21 protein-coding genes are annotated in these 21,413 nt (G+C 44.9%); 9 read left to right on the top strand and 12 right to left on the bottom strand.

Features of this window, described 5'->3' with window-relative positions; genetic code table 11:
- Positions 1 to 12: 12 nt before the first annotated feature.
- The gene (locus R7E29_RS18600; protein WP_005379650.1) at positions 13 to 960 is read right to left on the bottom strand and encodes a LysR family transcriptional regulator; all 948 of its coding nucleotides are present in this window, start codon (positions 958 to 960) and stop codon (positions 13 to 15) included.
- A 92-nt stretch (positions 961 to 1,052) separates the two neighbouring features.
- On the opposite strand from R7E29_RS18600, the gene R7E29_RS18595 reads away from it, so the two are divergent.
- On the top strand, positions 1,053 to 2,129 hold the full coding sequence (locus R7E29_RS18595; protein ID WP_054576642.1) for an alkene reductase: 1,077 nt from the start codon (positions 1,053 to 1,055) through the stop codon (positions 2,127 to 2,129).
- A gap of 63 nt (positions 2,130 to 2,192) precedes the next feature.
- Here the strand turns inward: R7E29_RS18595 and R7E29_RS18590 are convergent, their stop codons facing one another.
- The 4 genes from R7E29_RS18590 to argR all read right to left on the bottom strand — a co-directional run bounded on the left by R7E29_RS18590 (position 2,193) and on the right by argR (position 7,391).
- Positions 2,193 to 2,630, bottom strand: a complete 438-nt coding sequence (locus R7E29_RS18590) for a universal stress protein (RefSeq protein WP_017820275.1) — start codon at positions 2,628 to 2,630, stop codon at positions 2,193 to 2,195.
- A 45-nt stretch (positions 2,631 to 2,675) separates the two neighbouring features.
- Positions 2,676 to 5,255 (bottom strand): TRAP transporter permease, encoded by a 2,580-nt coding sequence (locus R7E29_RS18585; protein ID WP_017820274.1) that lies wholly within the window; start codon positions 5,253 to 5,255, stop codon positions 2,676 to 2,678.
- 291 nt (positions 5,256 to 5,546) lie between these two features.
- Positions 5,547 to 6,515: a TAXI family TRAP transporter solute-binding subunit gene (locus R7E29_RS18580; protein WP_005379657.1), complete on the bottom strand. Its 969-nt coding sequence runs from the start codon at positions 6,513 to 6,515 to the stop codon at positions 5,547 to 5,549.
- Positions 6,516 to 6,920: 405 nt separating this feature from the next.
- Positions 6,921 to 7,391: a transcriptional regulator ArgR gene (gene argR, locus R7E29_RS18575; RefSeq protein ID WP_005379659.1), complete on the bottom strand. Its 471-nt coding sequence runs from the start codon at positions 7,389 to 7,391 to the stop codon at positions 6,921 to 6,923.
- A gap of 359 nt (positions 7,392 to 7,750) precedes the next feature.
- On the opposite strand from argR, the gene mdh reads away from it, so the two are divergent.
- Together mdh and R7E29_RS18565 are read left to right on the top strand one after the other, a co-directional pair.
- Positions 7,751 to 8,686, top strand: coding sequence for a malate dehydrogenase (mdh, locus tag R7E29_RS18570; protein ID WP_005379660.1), 936 nt, complete (start codon positions 7,751 to 7,753; stop codon positions 8,684 to 8,686).
- 113 nt (positions 8,687 to 8,799) lie between these two features.
- A complete protein-coding gene (locus R7E29_RS18565) occupies positions 8,800 to 8,991 on the top strand; it encodes a hypothetical protein (protein WP_005379661.1) in 192 nt (63 codons plus the stop codon).
- Positions 8,992 to 9,084: 93 nt separating this feature from the next.
- Here R7E29_RS18565 and ispB read toward each other — a convergent pair whose 3' ends face one another.
- Positions 9,085 to 10,056, bottom strand: coding sequence for an octaprenyl diphosphate synthase (ispB, locus tag R7E29_RS18560; protein ID WP_005383097.1), 972 nt, complete (start codon positions 10,054 to 10,056; stop codon positions 9,085 to 9,087).
- Between the two features lie 256 nt (positions 10,057 to 10,312).
- Between ispB and rplU the strand changes: the two genes are divergently transcribed.
- From rplU to folA, 6 genes are all read left to right on the top strand, one after another.
- Positions 10,313 to 10,624, top strand: a complete 312-nt coding sequence (rplU, locus tag R7E29_RS18555) for a 50S ribosomal protein L21 (RefSeq protein WP_005383096.1) — start codon at positions 10,313 to 10,315, stop codon at positions 10,622 to 10,624.
- A 20-nt stretch (positions 10,625 to 10,644) separates the two neighbouring features.
- Positions 10,645 to 10,902, top strand: coding sequence for a 50S ribosomal protein L27 (gene rpmA / locus R7E29_RS18550; RefSeq protein ID WP_005383095.1), 258 nt, complete (start codon positions 10,645 to 10,647; stop codon positions 10,900 to 10,902).
- 212 nt (positions 10,903 to 11,114) lie between these two features.
- Positions 11,115 to 12,287 carry an Obg family GTPase CgtA gene (gene cgtA / locus R7E29_RS18545; RefSeq protein ID WP_042522432.1) on the top strand — a complete coding sequence of 391 codons (1,173 nt, stop codon included), beginning with the start codon at positions 11,115 to 11,117 and terminating at the stop codon, positions 12,285 to 12,287.
- 195 nt (positions 12,288 to 12,482) lie between these two features.
- Positions 12,483 to 13,283, top strand: coding sequence for a threonine/serine exporter family protein (locus R7E29_RS18540; protein ID WP_005379664.1), 801 nt, complete (start codon positions 12,483 to 12,485; stop codon positions 13,281 to 13,283).
- The gene (locus R7E29_RS18535; protein ID WP_005379665.1) at positions 13,283 to 13,756 is read left to right on the top strand and encodes a threonine/serine exporter family protein; all 474 of its coding nucleotides are present in this window, start codon (positions 13,283 to 13,285) and stop codon (positions 13,754 to 13,756) included. Before R7E29_RS18540 ends, R7E29_RS18535 begins: the two co-directional genes overlap by 1 nt.
- A gap of 70 nt (positions 13,757 to 13,826) precedes the next feature.
- Complete coding sequence (folA, locus tag R7E29_RS18530) at positions 13,827 to 14,327, top strand: type 3 dihydrofolate reductase (protein ID WP_017633464.1); 501 nt, start codon at positions 13,827 to 13,829, stop codon at positions 14,325 to 14,327.
- Between the two features lie 72 nt (positions 14,328 to 14,399).
- On the opposite strand, the gene apaH is transcribed toward folA, so the two are convergent.
- The 6 genes from apaH to lptD form a co-directional block, all read right to left on the bottom strand.
- Positions 14,400 to 15,206 carry a bis(5'-nucleosyl)-tetraphosphatase (symmetrical) ApaH gene (gene apaH, locus R7E29_RS18525; RefSeq protein ID WP_042522430.1) on the bottom strand — a complete coding sequence of 269 codons (807 nt, stop codon included), beginning with the start codon at positions 15,204 to 15,206 and terminating at the stop codon, positions 14,400 to 14,402.
- A 15-nt stretch (positions 15,207 to 15,221) separates the two neighbouring features.
- Positions 15,222 to 15,602 (bottom strand): Co2+/Mg2+ efflux protein ApaG, encoded by a 381-nt coding sequence (gene apaG, locus R7E29_RS18520; RefSeq protein WP_005379668.1) that lies wholly within the window; start codon positions 15,600 to 15,602, stop codon positions 15,222 to 15,224.
- Between the two features lie 75 nt (positions 15,603 to 15,677).
- Positions 15,678 to 16,487: a 16S rRNA (adenine(1518)-N(6)/adenine(1519)-N(6))-dimethyltransferase RsmA gene (rsmA, locus tag R7E29_RS18515; RefSeq protein WP_005379669.1), complete on the bottom strand. Its 810-nt coding sequence runs from the start codon at positions 16,485 to 16,487 to the stop codon at positions 15,678 to 15,680.
- A complete protein-coding gene (pdxA, locus tag R7E29_RS18510; RefSeq protein ID WP_005379670.1) occupies positions 16,484 to 17,482 on the bottom strand; it encodes a 4-hydroxythreonine-4-phosphate dehydrogenase PdxA in 999 nt (332 codons plus the stop codon). The genes rsmA and pdxA overlap by 4 nt, the downstream gene beginning before the upstream one ends.
- Positions 17,472 to 18,755: a peptidylprolyl isomerase SurA gene (gene surA / locus R7E29_RS18505; protein ID WP_005379672.1), complete on the bottom strand. Its 1,284-nt coding sequence runs from the start codon at positions 18,753 to 18,755 to the stop codon at positions 17,472 to 17,474. The genes pdxA and surA overlap by 11 nt, the downstream gene beginning before the upstream one ends.
- Positions 18,756 to 18,814: 59 nt before the next feature.
- Positions 18,815 to 21,160, bottom strand: a complete 2,346-nt coding sequence (gene lptD, locus R7E29_RS18500; protein ID WP_005379673.1) for an LPS assembly protein LptD — start codon at positions 21,158 to 21,160, stop codon at positions 18,815 to 18,817.
- Positions 21,161 to 21,413: the final 253 nt, after the last annotated feature.

The following is a 21,413-nucleotide window of genomic DNA, read 5'->3' as shown; positions in this document are numbered from 1 at the left end:
ATAGTTGCTAGGTTATGCTTCTCCGCAACACAAACCATGCCGAGGGCCAAATTCAAATTGAGATCTTAAGCTCATGATATGGTCAATCATTGCTTGTACACGCCGTGGGCGGTTTGCTCCAGGACGATAGACTAAATAAATAGGCATTGGTACCGTGTGCCATTGCGGTAACACTCTGACTAAGGTGCCACTTTCTAGCTCTTGCGTCATGTTCTGCACAGGTAAGTTCGCGATGCCTAGTCCTTTAAGTGCGCCTTTTAATATTGCTTCTACAGTTGTACTTGAGAAGTTACTGGTTATTGAAACATTGACGGTATTATCGTGTGAGATCAGCGTCCAAGGCCCTATTTCTGAAACATATTGATACCTCAAACAGTTATGTTTTGTCAGGTCTTCTGGCGTTTCAGGTACGCCGAACTCAGCTAAATACTCAGGGCTAGCAGCCAGGACTCGAGTGGTATAGCCTAATTTTTTTGCGATTAATCGATCATCAACTATCTGACCGACTCTAATTGCCATATCAAAGCCGTGTGAAAACAGATCAACAAAATCGTTCGATGCTTCTAACGCAATTTGTACTTTTGGCCATTGTTTTAAAAATGGCAAAAAGATGTGTTCCGCCATATACGCATCCAACGCTGGTGGCGCGGAAATACGCAGCCGGCCTTGGATCTGTTGTTCCATCTCCTGTACGTCATGGCCAATTGAGTGGAATTCCTCAACTAAGCTTGCAGCACGCTCTAAAACCATTTGGCCAGCTTCGGTGATCACTAACTTTCGGGTTGTGCGCTCTAGGAGTTTGGCTTCAAAGTGTTGTTCGAGTTTGGTTATGGCTTTACTAACAGTAGATTTTGGTAGGTTTAACTCCAGCGCGCACTTGGTTAAGCTCAGTAGTCGACAGCTTGTGACAAAGATAGAAAGCGTTCTAAAGTCAATTGTTTCTAAATTGCGAACAATCACTTTCAATTATCCATATTGTTTCAATATTAATCTGATTATAGTCTGGCACCTCATCCTTAGCCATCAAGTTATTGTCATTTGAGGTAAACACCATGTCCAACTCTGTAGACTTATTTTCTCCTATCGAACTCGGTCAATTAGCATTAGATAACCGTGCCATTATGGCGCCTTTAACGCGAGCTCGTGCTGGCGCAGACCATATTCCTAATGACCTTATGGTTGAATACTACGCTCAACGTGCGAGTGCCGGACTTATCATTGCTGAATGCACCATGGTGATGGAAGGTACGTCTGCTTTCATGGCAGAGCCGGGCATTTACAACGAAGAGCAAATCGCAGCTTGGAAAAAGGTAACGGATGCGGTTCATGAGAGAGGCGGTAAGATTGTACTGCAAATTTGGCATGCGGGACGAGCTTGTCATCCTGATCTGAATGAAGGAAAAACACCTGTAGCGGCGAGCGCATTGGCTATTCGTGATGAATTAGTCCATACCCCTTCGGGTAAGCAAGCATATACGGTACCACGAGCACTCGAAGTGGATGAGATAGCTTCCATTATTGCGGCGTTTAAACAAGGTGCAGAAAACGCCAAGAAAGCCGGCTTTGATGGGGTCGAGATACATGGCGCCAATGGTTATCTTATTGATAACTTCCTTCGTGACGGCTCAAATTTACGTACCGATGAATACGGTGGCTCGGTTGAAAATCGTGCTCGATTTTTACTTGAAATAGTGAAAGAAGTCGTTGAGGTGTGGGGACCTGGAAGAGTCGGTCTGCGCACATCTCCGCTAAATGGATTTAATGACATGAAAGACAGTGATCCAGTTGGTTTGGTGCGTTACTTAGCAGAGCAACTTAATTCTTTCGATCTTGCTTATTGGCACGTGATGCGTGCGGATCTGAAAGGCGTACAAAAAGCAGATGTTCTCAAGCCAGCACGCGAAAACTATCAAGGTCACTTAATGGCGAACGTGGGCTACAGTGCACAAGAAGCGGCAGCAGCAATTGCAGAAAACAAAGTTGATGTGGTCGCATTTGGCGTTCCCTTTATCGCAAACCCAGATTTAGTTGAGCGATTTAAGAAAAATGCACCTCTTAATGAGGCGAAACCAGAACACTTTTATTTGGGTGGAGCAGAAGGTTATACCGATTACCCAGTGATGGCATAACCCTTACTTGTTTCATATAAAAAGGACGCTAATGTTAGCGTCCTTTTTCGTTTCTGTATTTACTTAGCCTTGCGGTTTTACGACCATCACATTGATTGGAGAATATTCCACAACCTTACTCGCGACGGAGCCAAGCATTACTTTATTGATTTTAGAGCGCTTGTGACTTGGCATAATGATGAGATCAGCGCCTAAACGTTCTGCATAATCAAGAATGGTCGCGTAGGCCTTGCCTTCAGCAACATGCACTTGGTAAACCACATCTTCAGCAATATGCTCATTAGCGAAAGCTTTTAGTTGCTGCTTCACGTCTTGCTTCATTTTGGCTGCAGCATCTTTCGGAAAGTATGTGGCAACCATCGACATGTGAATACCAGGTAGTACCGTCAGAAGATGGATTTGAGCATTTGCTTGCTTTGCCTGCCAAACCGCTAGTTCAACCGCTCGGTCTGAAAAGCCTTGGTCATTTAGATCAACCGGAACAAGAATTTGTTTGTACATTCAATGTCTCTCATTAAGGCCCCTTTATCCTCGGGGCCAAATCGGTTATGCGCTCAATTGTTCCTTACGAGCACGACGTTTTTGGTTCATTGCAAGCACCAGCAAAATCATTAAGCATGGTACAAACACCCACTCTTTCATCGGACGGTCTGCATCCTGGATAACCCACTTGATTTCCCAATCAAAGTCGATACCTGCGGACTCTGCTGGACTACCAAATTCAACCATATCGACAATCATTTTGTTGTCACTTTCGGTCAGCATCAGACCCATAGATGAAATACGTGCGTCTGCTGTTGTCGCACTGTCTTCGAATGGAAGACGAACCGTTTTCTCAATGTAGTCGCCCTCAAGGTTTTCACCGGCAACACGTAACTCCAATGATTCTCCTACATTTAGTGTTTCCGTGATTTGAGCTACCTCAACGCCAGGAGAAAGAACTTTCGCTGGGTACAGCATGTCCCACCAAAAACCTGGACGGAAAAACGAAAATGTCAGTACTAATAATAGGACTGTTTCCCACCACTTGTTACGCGTGAACCACCACCCTTGAGTTGCCGCAGAGAATATCAGCATTGCAATGATCGATGAAATGACCGTGAGTGCCAAATGCCACCAAGAGTCGATCCCCATTAACAATAACTGGGTATTGAACACAAACATGAACGGCAAAATAGCGGTTCGAATATCGTAAGTAAAACCTTGGATACCGGTACGAATTGGATCTGATTTCGCAATCGCTGCTGCTGCAAAAGCCGCAAGACCTACAGGTGGGGTATCGTCGGCCAAAATACCAAAGTAGAAAACGAACAAGTGCACCGCTATCAACGGAATAATCAAGCCATGCGCCGCGCCGAGCGTAACAATAACCGGCGCCATTAGCGTAGAGACCACGATGTAGTTCGCCGTTGTTGGCAGACCCATCCCCAGAACCAAGCTAATGATGGCGGTAAACAGCAGCATAAGAATGATACTGCCACCAGAGATAAACTCGACGAAGTCGGTCATCACTAGTCCGATACCCGTTAGTGTAACAACACCAACTACGGTGCCCGCTGCCGCGGTTGCAACGCCGATACCAATCATATTGCGCGCACCAGAAACTAAGCTCTCGGCAAGATCGACAAAGCCATCTTTGGTTTGCTGAAGCATATCACCTTGCTTTGACAGCAGTGCAATCAACGGACGTTGAGTAAGCAAAATGAAAATCATGAACACCGTTGCCCAGAATGCCGAAAGACCAGGTGAGAAACGTTCGACAGTCAAACACCAAACCAATACGACGATAGGGAGTAGGTAGTGCAAGCCTGACTTAACGGTTGGGCCAGGATCAGGTACTTCTGTTAATTCTGCATCAATCTCAATTGCGCCATCTTGCACGTGATTTGCTGAGACTTTCACCAACCCAACGTACGCGATTAATAGTGCGACGGTAACAATTGGTGTCGCGGCATCACCAAAGACGTCCTTTGTCCAACCCACTCCGTAGTAAACCAATGCGCTGATCACACACAATCCTAAGATTGTGCCAGTAAAGGACAGCAGACTTTGTACTAGTGTTGGGTTGTGGCGACGAGGAAGCCCTGTCATGCCTGCTTTACACGCTTCAAGGTGAACAATGTAAATTAAAGCAATATAAGAGATTAGCGCTGGAAGTAGGGCGGCTTTAATCACCTCAACGTAGGAGATACCGACGTATTCCACCATCAAAAATGCTGCTGCACCCATGATTGGCGGTGTTAACTGACCATTGGTTGAAGCCGCTACCTCTACCGCACCCGCTTTTGTGCCGGGAAAGCCAACACGCTTCATCAGTGGAATCGTAAAGGTGCCAGTTGTTACTACGTTTGCGATTGAAGAACCAGAAACCAGACCAGATAAACCTGATGCAACAACGGCCGCTTTAGCTGGACCACCTTTCATATGGCCAAGTAACGAGAAGGCAACTTTAATGAAGTAAGCACCAGCACCAGCGCGTTCCAGCATTGCTCCAAACAATACAAACAAGAAGACAAAAGAGGTAGAAACACCTAGCGCAACCCCAAATACGCCTTCTGTTGTTAGCCACAAGTGAGACATGGCCTTGTTCAAGCTTGCCCCTTTGTGCGCGATAACGTCAGGCATGTAAGGGCCTGCAAAGGTGTAAGTAAGGAAAACAGCAGCCACGACCATTAATGGTGGACCAAGTGCTCGGCGTGTTGCTTCTAAAAGGAGGAGCATACCGATAACAGCAACAACGATATCAACCGTTGTCGGTGCGCCTGAGCGTCCTGCTAGCTCGGTATAAAAAAGGTATATATAGGCTGCTGAAAAGCTGCCAGCCAACGCGAGTATCCAATCAACAAGAGGGATATGATCGCGAGGAGAATTCTTCATCGCTGGATAAGCAGTGAAAGCCAAAAAGATCGCGAAAGTAAGGTGGATAGATCGCGCTTCCGTGTCGTTCAGTACGCCAAAATTGAAAATAAATGGTAACGGGGATGCGTACCATAATTGAAATAGTGACCAACACAGAGGAACAAACCAAAGGATTCGTCCTTGCATTCCCGAAGGGCTACGTGCACCTGTGTCTGCCTGAGCCACCATTTCTTGCACATCTTGTGACGGAGCTTGATTCGTCGCCATGTACTTTTTCCTTATTATTGATGGTCCTGTCTGATTTTTATCGAGAACCACACTTCGCCTCTATCAGTGTAGTGAATGGAGCGAAGTTTGCTTTCGAGTATTTTGCTGCCTGAACTCAAAGTGTTGATTGTTGGGTACTCTGTTAGGCGGCGTTTAAGTTTTCTTGGGTATGAGCTCGCAGTTTTCAGAAGAAAACTGGCGAATGAAGCATACAGTTAGAACGTGCTACAACCTGTATGCTCAAACAGGCAGAAAATATTCTTTCCTGCCTGTATGTAGAGTCTGAGGAAATTACTTAATTAGACCCATTTCTTTGTAGTATTTTTCTGCACCTGGGTGAAGAGGAATAGAAAGACCAGCTTTCACCATGTCTTCTTTCTTCAAGTTTGCGAATGCAGGGTGTAGACGTTTGAAGGTATCAAAGTTTTCAAACACAGCTTTTGCCACGTTGTAAGCGACATCGTCTGAAACATCAGAGGTCGTTACCATTGTTGCTGCAACACCAAAGCTGTTTACGTCTTTGTCTGTACCGCGGTACATACCAGCCGGTACTGAGCTAAAGGCGTAGTATGGGTTGTCGGCAACAATTTTATCGATTTTAGGGCCTGTTGCTGAAACTAGCTTCGCATCACATGATGTGGTTGCTTCTTTGATTGAACCGTTCGGGTGGCCGACCATGTAAATGAAGGCGTCAATTTTGTTATCACAAAGTGCTTGAGAGCGTTCAGAGCCTTTTAGCTCAGACGCCAATTTGAAGCTGTCGTTTGTCCAACCCATCGCTTCCATGACAACGCCCATCGTTGCACGGTCACCAGAGCCTGGATTACCGATGTTTACGCGCTTACCTTTCAGGTCTTCAACGTTTTCAATACCTGAATCTGCACGCGCAATGATGTTGAAAGGTTCTGTATGAAGAGAGAACATTGCGCGTAGCTTCTTGTACGGGCCTTGTTCTTCAAACTTGCTCGTACCGTTGTAGCCGTGGTACTGCCAATCCGATTGCACGATACCAAAATCTAATTCGCCTGCACGGATAGTGTTAACGTTGTAAATTGAGCCACCAGTCGATTCTACTGAACAACGGATGTTGTGGTCTTTACGACCTTTATTTACCAACTTACAGATAGCACCACCAGTTGGGTAGTAAACACCTGTCACAGAGCCAGTACCGATGGTAATAAACTCTTGAGCGTTAACTGCGCCTGCGCCCATTACGGCTGCAGCGATAGCGCCTACTTTGAGAAGTTTGTTAAATGCCATGAATTTCCCTTCCTTATATTCATTATTTACCCGGAAATAACCATAAATCACTTCTGGAGTTTCCTATTTGGAAACGGCACCTTTTTCAATCCAATCGTTTGAAAAAGCGAGCGAATCATAACAAAAAATTGGCAGAAAATTATCCAATTGTTAAATGTTATAGTTGATAAGTCTGAATTTTGTATCAGGGTATAGGATTCAATTTGTGATTTAATTCTTTTTAAAACAATTGCTTAATTAACGTTTAGTGACTGAAATGAAAAAGATCAATTGCGTGATGTTAATCACAAAATGGATGGTTAAAGAATGAGCGGAGTAAGCAAAAAATTTACATAAATTATGGGCTACAAAATGAGACTTCTTTTATAACCCACAATGAGTTAGCTGATTGAAGCTTTATAGAACTTAACCAGTATATTCGAACAGCTCGCACACTGATTTGAAGAGTTGCTCAGTCGTAATTGCCATGGTTGGCGTAATGAAAATGGTATCGTCACCTGCGACAACACCAAGAATACCTTCGGATTTACCGAGTGAATCAAGCAAGCGAGCAATCAACTGTGCTGCACCTGGGCCAGTGTGAATTACTACTAACGCTGCGTTACGATCGATGTCTAGTACTAGTTCACGCAGAGAACTGCTGACTGTTGGGACACCTAGCTCAGCAGGAAGACAGTAAACCATTTCCATTTTTGCATTGCGCGTACGGACGGCGCCAAATTTAGTCAGCATACGTGAGACTTTAGATTGGTTGATACTCTCAAACCCTTGCTGTTTGAGTGCGTCAACAATCTCGCCCTGTGAGCCAAAGCTTTCTTCTTTTAACAGGGCTTTAAAGGCGCGAACTAAGTTGTCTTGTTTTTCTGAATTGCGCATAGTCATTACAAATCTCTTATTACGGGTCAGCAATTTTGCATATTCTCGCATATATATTCAGGCGGTGCCAAAGAGTCCCAGGATTATGTTAGATGCGTCACTGTAAACTATATACCACATAGAATTCTTTAGCGCGCTGAAGTAGGGCTGTATCTGTTTTCTTGAATTCCTTGTCATTTCAACAGAATAAAAGAATAATCCAAGCCCCATTTGTAGCACGGTAACAGCGAGTTGCGCGAGGTCGCAAAGCTAGCGTTAATTGATTGTAATCAAGTTGTGATTCCGATAGCTTTATTTAAGTTGGTTACAAACTACCCTACGAATACGTTTATAAGAGAAATACTCTCAAGGAGAACTACATGAAAGTAGCCGTTATTGGTGCCGCTGGTGGCATCGGTCAAGCCCTGGCCCTTCTACTTAAGAACCGTCTTCCTGCTGGTTCTGATCTAGCCCTATATGATATTGCTCCAGTAACTCCTGGTGTGGCCGCTGATCTTAGCCACATCCCTACGCCAGTTTCTATCAAAGGTTACGCTGGTGAAGATCCTACTCCAGCACTAGAAGGCGCGGATGTTGTGCTAATTTCTGCTGGTGTTGCGCGTAAGCCAGGTATGGATCGTGCGGATCTATTTAATGTAAACGCTGGTATCGTTAAATCGCTAGCGGAGAAGATTGCGGTTGTTTGTCCGAAAGCTTGTGTTGGTATCATCACAAACCCTGTAAATACAACAGTGCCAATTGCTGCTGAAGTTCTTAAAAAAGCGGGTGTTTATGATAAGCGTCGTCTATTTGGTGTAACAACGTTGGATGTTATCCGTTCAGAAACGTTTGTTGCTGAGCTTAAAGACAAAGATCCAGGTGACGTTCGCGTGCCAGTTATTGGTGGTCACTCTGGCGTAACGATCTTACCTCTACTGTCTCAAGTAGAAGGTGTTGAGTTTACAGCTGAAGAAGTAGAAGCATTAACGAAACGTATTCAAAATGCAGGTACTGAAGTTGTAGAAGCTAAAGCGGGTGGTGGTAGTGCAACACTATCAATGGGCCAAGCTGCATGTCGCTTTGGTCTGTCTCTGGTTCGTGCTCTTCAAGGTGAAGAAGGCGTAGTTGAGTGCGCTTACGTTGAAGGCGACGGCGAACACGCGACTTACTTCGCGCAACCTGTGAAACTGGGTAAAGAAGGCGTTGAAGAAGTACTAAGCTACGGCAAACTCAGCGATTACGAAAAGTCTGCATTAGACGGTATGCTAGAAACACTAAATGGCGACATCAACATTGGTGTTGAATTCGCAAAGTAATCTAGAAAGCCTATATAAGAAGAAAGCCGATCATTTTGATCGGCTTTTTTGATCCTTGATTTCTCAACTTCGTAAAAATGGTCGAATAAAACCACGTAGTGAAGGAGAAGATGATGGAAGCGAGTCGAATCCGTAAAGGCATGGTTGTTGAGTGCCAACAAGGCGTCGGTACGATATTAGTGGTTGACCATGAAGCAGAGACGGTACTGTTGTCCAAACAAGGGACTGAACAGCAGCTCGCCGTTAGCTTTGATGAAATAGAAGATGATCCACAACTGCATGGCGGTAGTGACAGATATTACTAGCGCCTCCGGCGTCGTCATTAGGTATCAAACGTAAAAAAGGAAGAGCATGCTCTTCCTTTTTGCTATAAGTCTTGCGTTATGGGTAGCTATTGATTACTTCGTGCGTTGTACTGCGACATGAGCCAGAGTAACAAGCGCTTGTTTGTATTCAGACTCTGGCAACACTGATAGTTCTGCGATTGCTTTGTCTGCTTCTTCTAGAGCTTTTTGCGTTGTGTATTCCAGAGAGCCTGCTTCTTTCATGACCGCAAGAATTTCTTCTAAGCGATCCATGCCATTCGCTTTCTCAATCGCTTCACGAATCATGATGGCGTTTTCTGGTGTGGTATTACGCATAGCATGGAGCAGAGGTAAAGTTGGCTTGCCTTCGGCCAAGTCATCACCCACATTTTTACCCATGTCTTCGCCATCAGAAGTGTAATCCATGACGTCATCAATGAGCTGAAACGCAGTGCCTAGATACTTACCGTAATTTTGCATTGCGATTTCCACATGCTCAGGAGCATCATTTAAGATTGCACCGATTTGAGTTGCGGATTCAAATAAGCGCGCAGTCTTAGAGTAGATGACTTGCATGTAGCTTTCTTCTGTCGTGTCAGGGTCGTTACAGTTCATCAACTGCTGTACTTCACCTTCGGCGATCACGTTTACGGCATTGCTCATTAGTTTAAGGATCTTCATGGATCCTAGTTCCGTCATCATCTGAAATGAGCGTGTATAGATAAAGTCCCCAACTAATACGCTAGCCGCATTGCCAAATGCTGCATTCGCAGTGGCTTTACCACGGCGCATGTCTGATTCATCTACCACGTCATCATGCAGCAAAGTCGCTGTATGGATGAACTCAATAAACGCAGCTGCCATTGTATGACCATTGCCTTGGTAACCAAGTGCACGGGCTGACAGTATCGCTAAAAGCGGTCTTAGACGTTTGCCTCCACCACTCACGATATAAAAACCGAGCTGGTTGATTAAAGAGACATCAGAATTAAGTTGGGCTTGAATTGTTTCATTCACTTTTGCCATGTCATCGGCAGTAAGCGCTTGGATAGTTTTAAAATCCATCGTATATCCGGCTGAAGTTAGACCCTGCAAGGCTTATTCGATTTATATAATTGTCGAATAATACACTAAAAAACGTTGATTAATACATTACTAAAGGGCATGATTGCCGCACTTTTCTTTGGCGATTAGCTTTTCGCCAATTTTTTCAAAATATGGCTTGTCATAGGAGCATCTATTCTGTAGAATCTGCGCCCTATTGATGATTAGTTTAGCGCACACCCTCAAGAAAGGCTGTGCGGAAAAAGCGGAGTAAAATATGTACGCTGTTTTCCAATCTGGTGGTAAACAACACCGTGTAAGCGAAGGTCAAACTCTTCGTTTAGAGAAATTAGACGTTGAAACTGGTGCAACTGTAGAATTTGATAAAGTTCTTCTTGTTGCTAACGGCGAAGACATCAAAGTTGGTGCTCCTCTTGTAGAGGGCGGCAAAATTGTTGCTGAAGTTGTACAACACGGTCGTGGCGATAAAGTTAAAATCGTTAAGTTCCGTCGTCGTAAGCACTCTCGTAAGCAACAGGGTCACCGTCAGTGGTTCACTGAAGTGAAGATCACTGGTATCAACGCTTAATCTATTAGGAGAGTTTAACAATGGCACACAAAAAAGCTGGTGGTTCTACTCGTAACGGCCGCGATTCAGAAAGCAAACGTCTAGGTGTTAAGCGTTTCGGTGGTGAATCTGTACTTGCAGGTAACATCATCGTTCGTCAACGTGGTACTAAGTTCCACGCTGGTAACAACGTAGGTATCGGTAAAGACCACACTCTATTCGCTCTTACTGAAGGTAAAGTGAAGTTCGAAGTGAAAGGTCCTAAGAACCGTAAGTTTGTAAGCATCGAAGCTGAGTAATTAGGTTTTTAACCAAATTACTTAATAGCTTTAAGCTGAATTCAAAAGCCCTGCCGAATCGGCGGGGTTTTTTATTTGTGGCAGTCGACATATCGAAGTTTCTCGCTAAGATCCTAAGCGATTTGAATCTGGGAGCTTAGATCTGTCATCTGCTAAAATGGTCGGATGACATAGTAAGATTTAATCCACGCACGAAGTAGTCGGAGTAAAAGATGAAGTTCGTAGATGAAGCGGTAGTAAAAGTTCAGGCTGGTGATGGCGGTAGTGGCGTTGTCAGTTTCTGGCGTGAAAAATTCATCACTAAAGGTGGCCCTGATGGCGGTGATGGCGGTGACGGTGGTGATGTTTATATCCAAGCCGATGAAAACCTAAATACCCTGATTGATTACCGTTTCCAGCGCTTCTACGAAGCTGAGCGTGGTGAAAACGGTCGCGGTGGTAACTGTACAGGTAAGCGTGGTAAAGACATCGTTCTTCGTGTACCTGTGGGTACGCGCGCTGTGGATATCCACACAAATGAAATCGTGGCGGAAGTTGCTGAACACGGTAAGAAAGTGATGATCGCAAAAGGCGGTTGGCACGGTCTAGGTAACACGCGTTTCAAATCTTCAGTAAATCGCGCGCCTCGTCAGAGAACATTGGGTACAAAAGGTGAAGTACGCGAAATTCGCCTTGAGCTATTGCTTCTTGCTGATGTGGGTATGCTTGGTCTACCTAATGCTGGTAAATCAACCTTTATCCGCGCAGTATCAGCAGCAAAACCGAAAGTCGCTGATTACCCATTCACGACGTTGATCCCAAGCTTGGGTGTCGTAAGTGTCGTACCAGAGAAAAGTTTTGTTGTTGCAGACATTCCTGGTTTGATCGAGGGTGCAGCAGATGGCGCTGGCCTTGGTATTCGATTCTTGAAGCACTTAGAGCGTTGTCGAGTGTTGCTGCACATGATCGATATTATGCCAATTGATCAGTCCGATCCGGTGCAAAATGCATTGACGATCATTGATGAATTAGAACAATACAGCGAAAAACTGGCAAGTAAGCCGCGCTGGTTAGTGTTCAACAAAGTTGATCTAATGCCTGAAGAAGAAGCGAATGAGAAGATCCAAGAAATCTTAGACGCACTAGGTTGGGAAGACGAGTACTTTAAGATCTCGGCGATCAATCGTAACGGTACTAAAGAGCTTTGTTACAAACTGGCTGACTTTATGGATAACCTACCTCGCGAAGAGGAAGAAGTGGCTGAAGAAGATAAAGTTAACTTCATGTGGGATGATTACCATAAAGATGCGATGGCGGGTAAAGACGTTATCACTGAAGATGACGACGATTGGGATGACTGGGACGATGAAGAAGATGACGGTCACGTTGTCTACGTTCGTGACTAATCAGAACGGTCAAACAATGCCTGTTTGCCTATAATTCATTAAGCCGCAATTATTTATTGCGGCTTTTTTTGTATCTAAATCATATTTAGGTGATGTGATTTACGGCACAATAACCGATACGTCGTGTTTTTTGAGGGTTAGTTTGGCCTTCGCGCGTATGAATGAGTAACACCCTAAAAGGAATTAGACTTATTTATGACTCTAGAAACCATACCGCCTAGAGAGTTGGCGGTATCTACTCAACGATCGATTTCTCGTCTTGTCGCCCAAGCCGGACAAATGCTACTTGCTCATGGTGCTGAAAGTACTCTTGTGAGCGATATTATGCGTCGTATTGGCCTTGCTTGTGGGGTGAATGAAGTTGCGGTAGCACTATCAGCTAATGCATTGGTTGTGACGACGGTAATGGATGGGCATTGCATCACCACCACCCGAAGCTGCGCTGATCGTGGCATCAATATGCGCGTTATTACGCAAATTCAACGAATCTGTATCATGATGGAACGTGGTTTGCTCGATTCAACCATGGCGCAGAAAAAGCTGAACGCTATCAGTCCAGAGCGTTATAACCGCTGGTTGGTGGTGTTTATGATTGGCTTGTCTTGTGCGGCATTCAGTCATCTAGCTGGTGGTGATTGGGGAGTCTTCATCATGACCTTTTTAGCTTCAGCTGGTGGCATGATCGTTCGCCAAGAAATTGGTCATCGTCATTTCAACCCTCTATTGAACTTTGCTGCGACCGCTTTTGTGACTACCTTAATTTCAGCACAGGCGGAAATTTACCAAATCGGTAATCTACCTACCGTAGCAATGGCATCGTCGGTATTAATGCTTGTACCTGGTTTCCCACTCATTAACTCTGTCGCAGATATGTTGAAAGGCCACATTAATATGGGGATTGCTCGATTTGTGATGGCTAGTTTACTAACGTTGGCGACATGTTTGGGGATCGTTGCTGCGATGAGTGTAACTGGAATTTGGGGGTGGGCAATCTAATGAGTTTATTTGATTTGATGTTTGGCCTGTTGAATGACATGTTTTTTGCGGCGATTCCCGCCGTAGGATTTGCATTGGTTTTTAACGTGCCACAAAGAGCTTTAGTGTATTGCGCTGTTGGTGGCGCGATTGGTCATGGTAGCCGCTACTTGATGATGCAGTTTGGCATTCCTATTGAGTGGGCAACCTTTTTTGCTGCGACGTTAGTTGGGATGATTGGTGTGTACTGGTCTCACCGTTTTCTCGCGCATCCAAAAGTGTTTACTGTGGCTGCTTTGATCCCGATGGTGCCGGGTGTGTTTGCGTACAAAGCAATGATCGCTATGGTAGAAATCAATCATGTTGGCTACTCACCCGAGCTTGTCGCAACCTGTATGGAAAACTTTCTTAAGGCCATGTTTATTATTGCAGGTTTAGCAGTTGGTCTTGCGGTTCCTGGGTTACTTTTTTATCGAAGAAGACCAATTGTTTAGGCGATCGTTTGTTCTAAAGTGTTATTTAGGTATAATTTGCGCTCAAATTTCTTCAAGGTAAAGTATTTCTATGATTAGCATGATTGCGGCAATGGCACATAACGGTGCTATTGATAAAGAAAAGCCAATGATCATCGGTAACAATAACTCAATGCCTTGGCACCTTCCTGCAGACTTTGCTTGGTTCAAAGAACATACACTAGGTAAGCCTGTGGTCATGGGGCGTAAGACTTTTGAGTCAATTGGTAAAGCTCTACCAAATAGACTCAATATAGTCATTACCAGAGACCGATCTTATGCAGCAGAAGACGTAATAGTAGTGAGCTCTACTTTAGAGGCGCTAGAAGCTGCCAAAGGTCATAATGAGGTTATGATTATCGGCGGTGGTAGTATCTATGAAGCATTTCTTGATAAAGCTGATAAGTTGTATCTAACTTTTATTGATGCTGATGTTGAGGGAGATACTCAATTTCCTCAATGGGATGATGAATTCCAAGAAACGTACACTAGAGAATATCAAGCTGATGAGAAAAACGCTTATAACATGCGTTTTACGATTTTAGAAAAATAATCAAATTGAGCCGAATAAGAAAAGCACCGCAAATGCGGTGCTTTTTGTTTTCTAGTCCGGCAATCAGAGCCGTTAACTGAGTGCATCCTGAGTAAAAATTTTCTTATCTTCCCAACGGATCATGGTTAGGCTTCCGCCCCAAACGCAGCCAGTATCTAGCCCGATGACTTCGTTGTTCATATAGCCTTGTAGTGCAGCCCAGTGCCCAAAGAGCACCGCTTTGTTTAAGTGGATACGTTTAGGCACATCAAACCATGGAATAAGTTCGTTACCGGAAACTTGTTGCGGTGGCAATTTACAATCCATATCCAAACGACCATCAGGGAAACAAAAGCGCATCCGCGTAAAAGCATTGATAATATAACGGTATCGGTCCAAACCCTGTAGAGAGTCATCCCAGGAATCAGGTTGATTGCTGTACATGTTTTTTAATAGCCAAGGCAGCTCTTCACTTTGGATGATGCGCTCAACTTCACGGGCACACTTTCTCGCTGTTTTTAGATTCCACTGCGGTGATATGCCAGCGTGACACATCACGAACTCGTCATGCTCGGCCATTAGAGGTTGCTGAGCTAGCCATGTCAGTAGTTCCTCTTTGTCAGGGGCCGTGAAAATAGGTGCGGTTCTATCTTTGTCTTTGACCTTTTTTATCCCGTGAGCCACTGCGAGAAGGTGAAGGTCGTGATTACCAAGCACCACGATTGCGCTTGCGCCAAGTGACTTCACAAAGCGTAACGTTTCTAGTGATTTAGGCCCTCTGGCGACCAAATCACCAGCAAGCCAAAGTTGGTCTTTTTTCGCAGAGAAAGATACTTTTTCTAGTAGTCGCTGCAATTCATCAAAACAGCCTTGGATGTCACCAACAATATAGGTAGCCACTGAATCTCCAATTTACTAATTTAAAACATTTGGAACAGCCAAGCGAAATGGTTCAATTTCGGTGATGAACTCTTGCCCTTTCTCATCCAGCATTTTGTAGTGTCCTTGCATAACGCCGACAGGGGTTTCTAACGCGGTTCCGCTACTGTACGTGTATTCATCATTGCTTGGAATAAAGGGCTGCTGGCCTACCACTCCGTCACCTTCAACCGTCATTTGCTTGCCATTCGAGTCTGTGATTAGCCAGCGGCGGCTCACTAACTGTACGGTTTGTTGGCTAAGGTTTTTGATGGTGATGATATAAGCGAAAACGTAGCGTTGTAGCTCTGGGTTGGACTGTTCTTCGATGTATTTGGTGTGAACTTGAATTTTGATGCAAGGTTGAATGACGTCCATGTGCACTCCTCAGAAACGTAATATCCCAATAATAATAAGCCAAACCTACAAGGGTTTGGCTCATTGTTTGAGTTCTTAGTGCTGCGGGTTATCCGCAAGCCAGTTCGCCATTGCGACGAATTGTTCTAGCGTCAGGTTCTCTGGACGCATGCTTGGATTAACACCTAGCTCTTCTAGTACTTCTGTGCTTAACAACGATTTGTAGCAGTTACGAACTGTTTTACGACGTTGGTTAAAGCCTTCACGACAAACGCGATCGAGCAAACGCAGATCTTTCGCCGGGCATGGCAGCTCTTCGTAAGGCACTAAACGAACAACGGCAGAATCCACTTTCGGTGGTGGAACGAATGCCGTTGGCGGTACTTCCAGTACCGGTACCACTTTACAGTAGTACTGAGCCATTACCGTTAAACGGCCGTAAGCTTTGCTGCCAGGGCCGGCGGCTAAGCGGTTTACCACTTCTTTTTGCAGCATAAAGTGCATGTCTTGAATGTCTTTATGGAACTCAAAAAGGTGGAACATCAATGGTGTAGAGATGTTGTATGGCAAGTTACCAAAAATGCGCAGCTTGTTGTTTGGCTTCACTAGTTGAGTGAAGTCAAAACGCATAGCGTCACCCTCATGGATGGTCAACTTATCTGCCAGTTCAGGGTGAGTACGTAGGCGTTCCGCCAGATCGCGGTCTAATTCGATAACTGTGAACTTATCCACTTCACGACCTACTGGCTCAGTGATTGCACCAAGACCAGGACCGATTTCAACCAGGTTTTGACCTGGTTTTGGGTTAATCGCTGATACGATTCCATCAATAATGTATGGATCGTTCAGGAAGTTTTGACCAAAACGTTTACGCGCTTTGTGTCCTAAATGGACATCATTTCTCATTGTTTCTTCTCTACCAAATCTATCGCATGCGTGAGCGCTGTTCGGAAACTCCCTGTATCCGCTTGACCTGTCCCTGCCAGATCTAATGCAGTACCGTGGTCCACCGATGTTCTAATAAAAGGTAGGCCAAGAGTAATGTTTACTGAACGACCAAAGCCTTTGTATTTTAATACTGGCAACACTTGATCATGGTACATGCCTAAAACAGCATCAGCATCATTTAAATATTTTTCATTGAAAATGGTATCAGCCGGCAGAGGGCCGATCAGGTTGATACCTTTTTCTTGTCGAATTTTTTCCAGTGTCGGAGTGATGGTTTCGATCTCTTCACGACCTAAGCAGCCATCTTCGCCAGCATGAGGGTTAAGCCCGCAAACGTAGATGTTTGGTTGTGCGATAGCAAACTTTTCTACAAGGTCTTTATGAAGAATATCGATGATTTTTTCTAATCGCTCTTCGGTGACAGCTTTGGACACATAAGCTAAAGGAATATGTGTTGTAACCAGCGCCACGCGTAGTCCTTCCGTTGCTAGCATCATTACGACTAGCGGCGTTTGTGACTTCTCGGCGAAAAATTCAGTATGACCACTGAATGCAACACCTGCGCGATTAATCACCCCCTTATGAACAGGGCCGGTGACAATAGCATCAAATTCATCATTCATACAGCCTAAAGCCGCTCTTTCTAGCGTTTTTAGTACATAGTGACCATTCGCTTCATTGAGCTCACCTGCGACCGCAGGTTCCGATATTTGGATATGGTCAACGATAAGCGTGCCCGCTTTTTGTGCTTTAGGTGCTTCTTCTGGATTGTAATCAGACAGTTGGACTTCGATGCCAAGCTGCTTGGCTCGCTCCATCAGCATATTCTTATCGGCACAGACGACAATTTGGTGCGCCCAATCTTCTTTCGATAGGGCAAGCACTAAGTCTGGGCCGATACCCGCAGGTTCCCCTGCGGTTACGACAATTCTACGAATTGTATTAGTTGTCATTGTTGTCATCCACGATTTCAACAAACGCACTTGCGCGTAGCTCTTGCATCCATGCGCCCGCTTCTTCATTAAATTTACGGTTAAATAGAATACGGTAAGCTTTGTTCTTCATCGCTGAGTCAGTACGGTCAACTTGGCGACGATCCAACACTTCAACGATATGCCAGCCGTGAACGGTTTTGAACGGTTCGCTGATTGAGCCAACTGGCAGAGTTTCTACTTGGTGCTTGAATTCTGGCACGTAAAGATCTGGCGTTTGATAACCTAGTTCACCGTCTTGTGCTGCCGAGCCAGGATCTTGACTGTATTGTGTTGCCAATTGAGCGAACGTTGCTTCACCGGCTTTGATGCGGCGTACAAATTCATTCAGTTGCTTCTTCGCCCCTTCGTCGCTCAGAATCACGGTTGGTTTAATCAAAATATGACGCGCATTTACTTCCGTTACCGCAACCGTTTCTAGGCCTTTTACATCCTCTATTTTTAGGATGTGGAAACCAACGCCACTACGGAATGGACCAATAATGCTGCCTTTGTTTTGCATCTTGATCTGATCAGCAAAGATGGTTGGCATCTCTTCTTTACGCATCCAGCCCCAATCACCACCTTGTAAAGCTTTAGGACCTTTAGAGTAGGTGTAGGCCATCTCCGTAAAATCTGCACCTTCGTTTAGCTTTTTCGCGAGCGCTTTAGCTTCTGCTTCTACAGCAGATTTTTCTTTATCGTCAGAGAAGCGCAGTTGAATGTGTCCAATTTTGTATTGAACAGTCGCATTGGTTTCTTGTGATAGTTGCTCAGCAAGGCTATCTACCTCTGCTGGAAGGATATTAATACGGCGACGAACCAGTGCATTGCGGGCTTCTGATGCGGCGATTTCCTTACGAATTTGTTCGCGGAATTCTGGGTAACTTAAACCTTCACTTTCTACAGAAGCAGCGAGTTGTTCTACCGATTGCTCATTATTACGTGCGATCTCTGCAATCGCTTGGTTTAAACGGTTGTCGTCAATACGCACACCAATACGGTCTGCTTCTTGGCCTTGCAACGTATCAATGATAAGTTTTTCAACGACTTGTTCTTTTAACACGCTGGTAGAAGGTAAGCTCTTTCCACTTTGACGAGCGTTGGCTTGCAGCGTTTTCATCGCTGTTTCGATGTCGCTTTGTAGAACTACACCGTCATTCACGATGACCGCAACCTTATCGATCTCTACTGGTGCTGCAACCGCTCCGCAAGAGAGTAGGGTCGTGAATAAGATTGATTTCCAAATTTTCATTTAAAATTCCGTCAGTATTTTTGAATAGGCGTCTTATTCATTTAAGACGCCTATTTTGATTAATTGTTCAGATAGAATGGGCGGCCGTACTTAATCGCGTTGTCAGAACCATCCAGTTCTTTGACAGCAGTGTCTTCACGCTGGTTGGTCGCAAAGCCTTGAATACCGAAGTTAACGCTGAAGTTATTTTCGTATTCAGGTGATGCCCCGGTGCTGCCGATAGCTTGGTCTTCCCAACCAAGCAATTGGTTTGAGTAAGTGACGCCAATGTACCAACAGTCAGATTGGTAACGTAGGCTCGCTAACCATTCTAGGTCCGCATTTTCATTGAGGTCGTAGTAGTATTGACCACTCGCAGACCAGTTCGGGTTGAACTCGTAGGCCGCTACAATACCTGCTTGAGAAATACCTTTACGAGTAATTGTGTCTAGGTTTTCGAGAATGATCGTATCTTCGATGTATTCACGCGTAACGTAGCGATAGTTACCCTGAATAAAGCCGCCGTTGAATTGGTATTCCAAGGTACTGTTTGCCAACTGCATGGAGCTCAAATCAATATCGTATTGAATTCCACCGTGATAGAACAAGTAATCGTTGTAGTTGAAATCAGCTTCAATCGCCCATGATGAGTAATTGGTGGTCTCATCCGGAAGATTTGGGCTGTTGCTCAGTTTGGTCTTTTTATCGAAGTAGTAAATCTGACCAAATGAAACGTTAAGACGCTCTTTATAGTCATCATCAAAGAAGCGAGTACTCGCACCGTAGCTTAACTGGTTCGCCGAGGCGATTTTATCAATGCCACTGTACTTACGACTGCGGAATAGCCCGTAGTAGTCGGTTTGTAGCAAGGTGGTATCGTAGTTGTAGATGTTGGTTTGATCTTCTTCAGGTACGTACAAGTACTGCAGCTGAGGCTCCAGTGTTTGTGTGTAGCCCTTGATCCAGCTTGTATCTCGCTCTAAGTAAAGTTGCGCATGCGTACGGAACTCAGGAATAACACGAGAAACTTCATCATCCAACTGGTTTTGCAAGTTTACATCTGTCAAACCCGTTAAGTCTTGAGAGTAATACGTAGAGAGCACACGCGCTTCTGTTGTCCACGTTGCCCATGAGTTTGAGAGTGGTAATGTAAGCCCTGGTTCAATGTGAACACGGGTCGCATTTGGTCGCGCAGCATCGCTCGTATCGAAGCGGCTGACTTGGCTCTTCACGTCAAAGTTAAGGTAATCTCCCCACAACGGCGTGTAGTAGTTCAAGTCTAACTGAGGAAGCAGGCGATAAGGGCGGTTCTCTTCTTTCAATAAGATTTGGAAGTCACGAACGGTTAACGAGGCATCCCAGAAGTCAGAACGATATTGTACTTGTCCTTCTTGAACCAGTTGACCATCTTCACGGTTACCAATGTCGGAGTCGAGATCGAGGAAGTAATCAATATCACTCACTTTTGAGTAATCGACTTTGACTATCCACTGTTTATTGATGATACCGTCGTGTTTAACTTGGTAGCCCCAACGAGACTCGTCCTGATATTTGCGATCACTATTGAGGTATTCGCCTTTGATTTCCCCATTTCCCCAACCATCTGTTAGATAGCGGAAATCAGTATCGAGTTTTGTACCACGTTGCTGCATATAGAGCGTGGTGAGTGTCATGTCATATTGAGGCGCGATGTTCCAATAGAATGGCACCTCGACTTCCATACCATCACTAGAACCGTACGATAAAGAAGGGAAGAGGAAACCCGTTTTGCGCGTATCTCCAATTGGCATGGTTAGATACGGCACATAGAAAACAGGCACATCTAACACTTCAAATCGAGGATGATGCAGCGTCGCTGTCTCTTCATCTTGGTCAACATCGATGCCTGACGCAACCAATCGCCATGAATTATCGCCTTGAGGGCACGATGTGATAGAGCCGTCTTCGAGTTCATAAACCGACTGACCTGTGCGAGCGATATAGGCTGCAGTGCCTCGGCCTTGTTGGCAAAGGAACTGATAATCGGTGTTCTCAAGCGAAAACGTATCTTGATTAATGTCGTTAGTAACACGATCAGATCGAGCTTTGACTTGGCCGTCATTGAAAGTCACGTTGCCTTCGGCAACCACGACGTTGTCTTGTTGGTGCAGCGTTACGCTATCTGCGGTAATTTTCTTCTGGCCTTGGGTGACTTGTACATTACCTGAGTACTGAGCTTTGTCACCATTGATGGCTTGCAGGGTGTCAGCTTCTACCACTACTGGGGTATTAAGAGCGTCCTCCTCGCCACTTGTATCGACCAAACATTGATCTGTGGCGGGCATTTCCTGCACACTATCATGGATATTCGCTTCAGCTTGAGTGGTGGGTACAAACAAGGCGGTGCTGATAGAGGCCGCTAAAAATGTGCGGGAGAAATGTTGCATTGAATTGAACTTTCCTGTGTCACTACTACTCGATGGCTATAGGGCTTGTTGTACCCTAGCGTAATAGCCAAATGAATCAACTATAGTCGCATTTATCCCAGCGTATTGATTCACTGTGGCATAATGACGACAAAATAGCTGCAAAGATAAGCAGGCGAAATGGCCTAGCCGAAATAAAACTAATTCCATTATCATAAAGGAAATCGTTGCATCCGGCACTATAAGACCGCCGTCGTCGATAAAAATTCATTGA

It is taken from the genome of Vibrio sp. Vb1729, from assembly GCF_033338655.1.
In the GTDB taxonomy this organism is placed as follows: domain Bacteria; phylum Pseudomonadota; class Gammaproteobacteria; order Enterobacterales; family Vibrionaceae; genus Vibrio; species Vibrio alginolyticus.
This window is presented reverse-complemented; position numbering and strand designations above follow the sequence as displayed.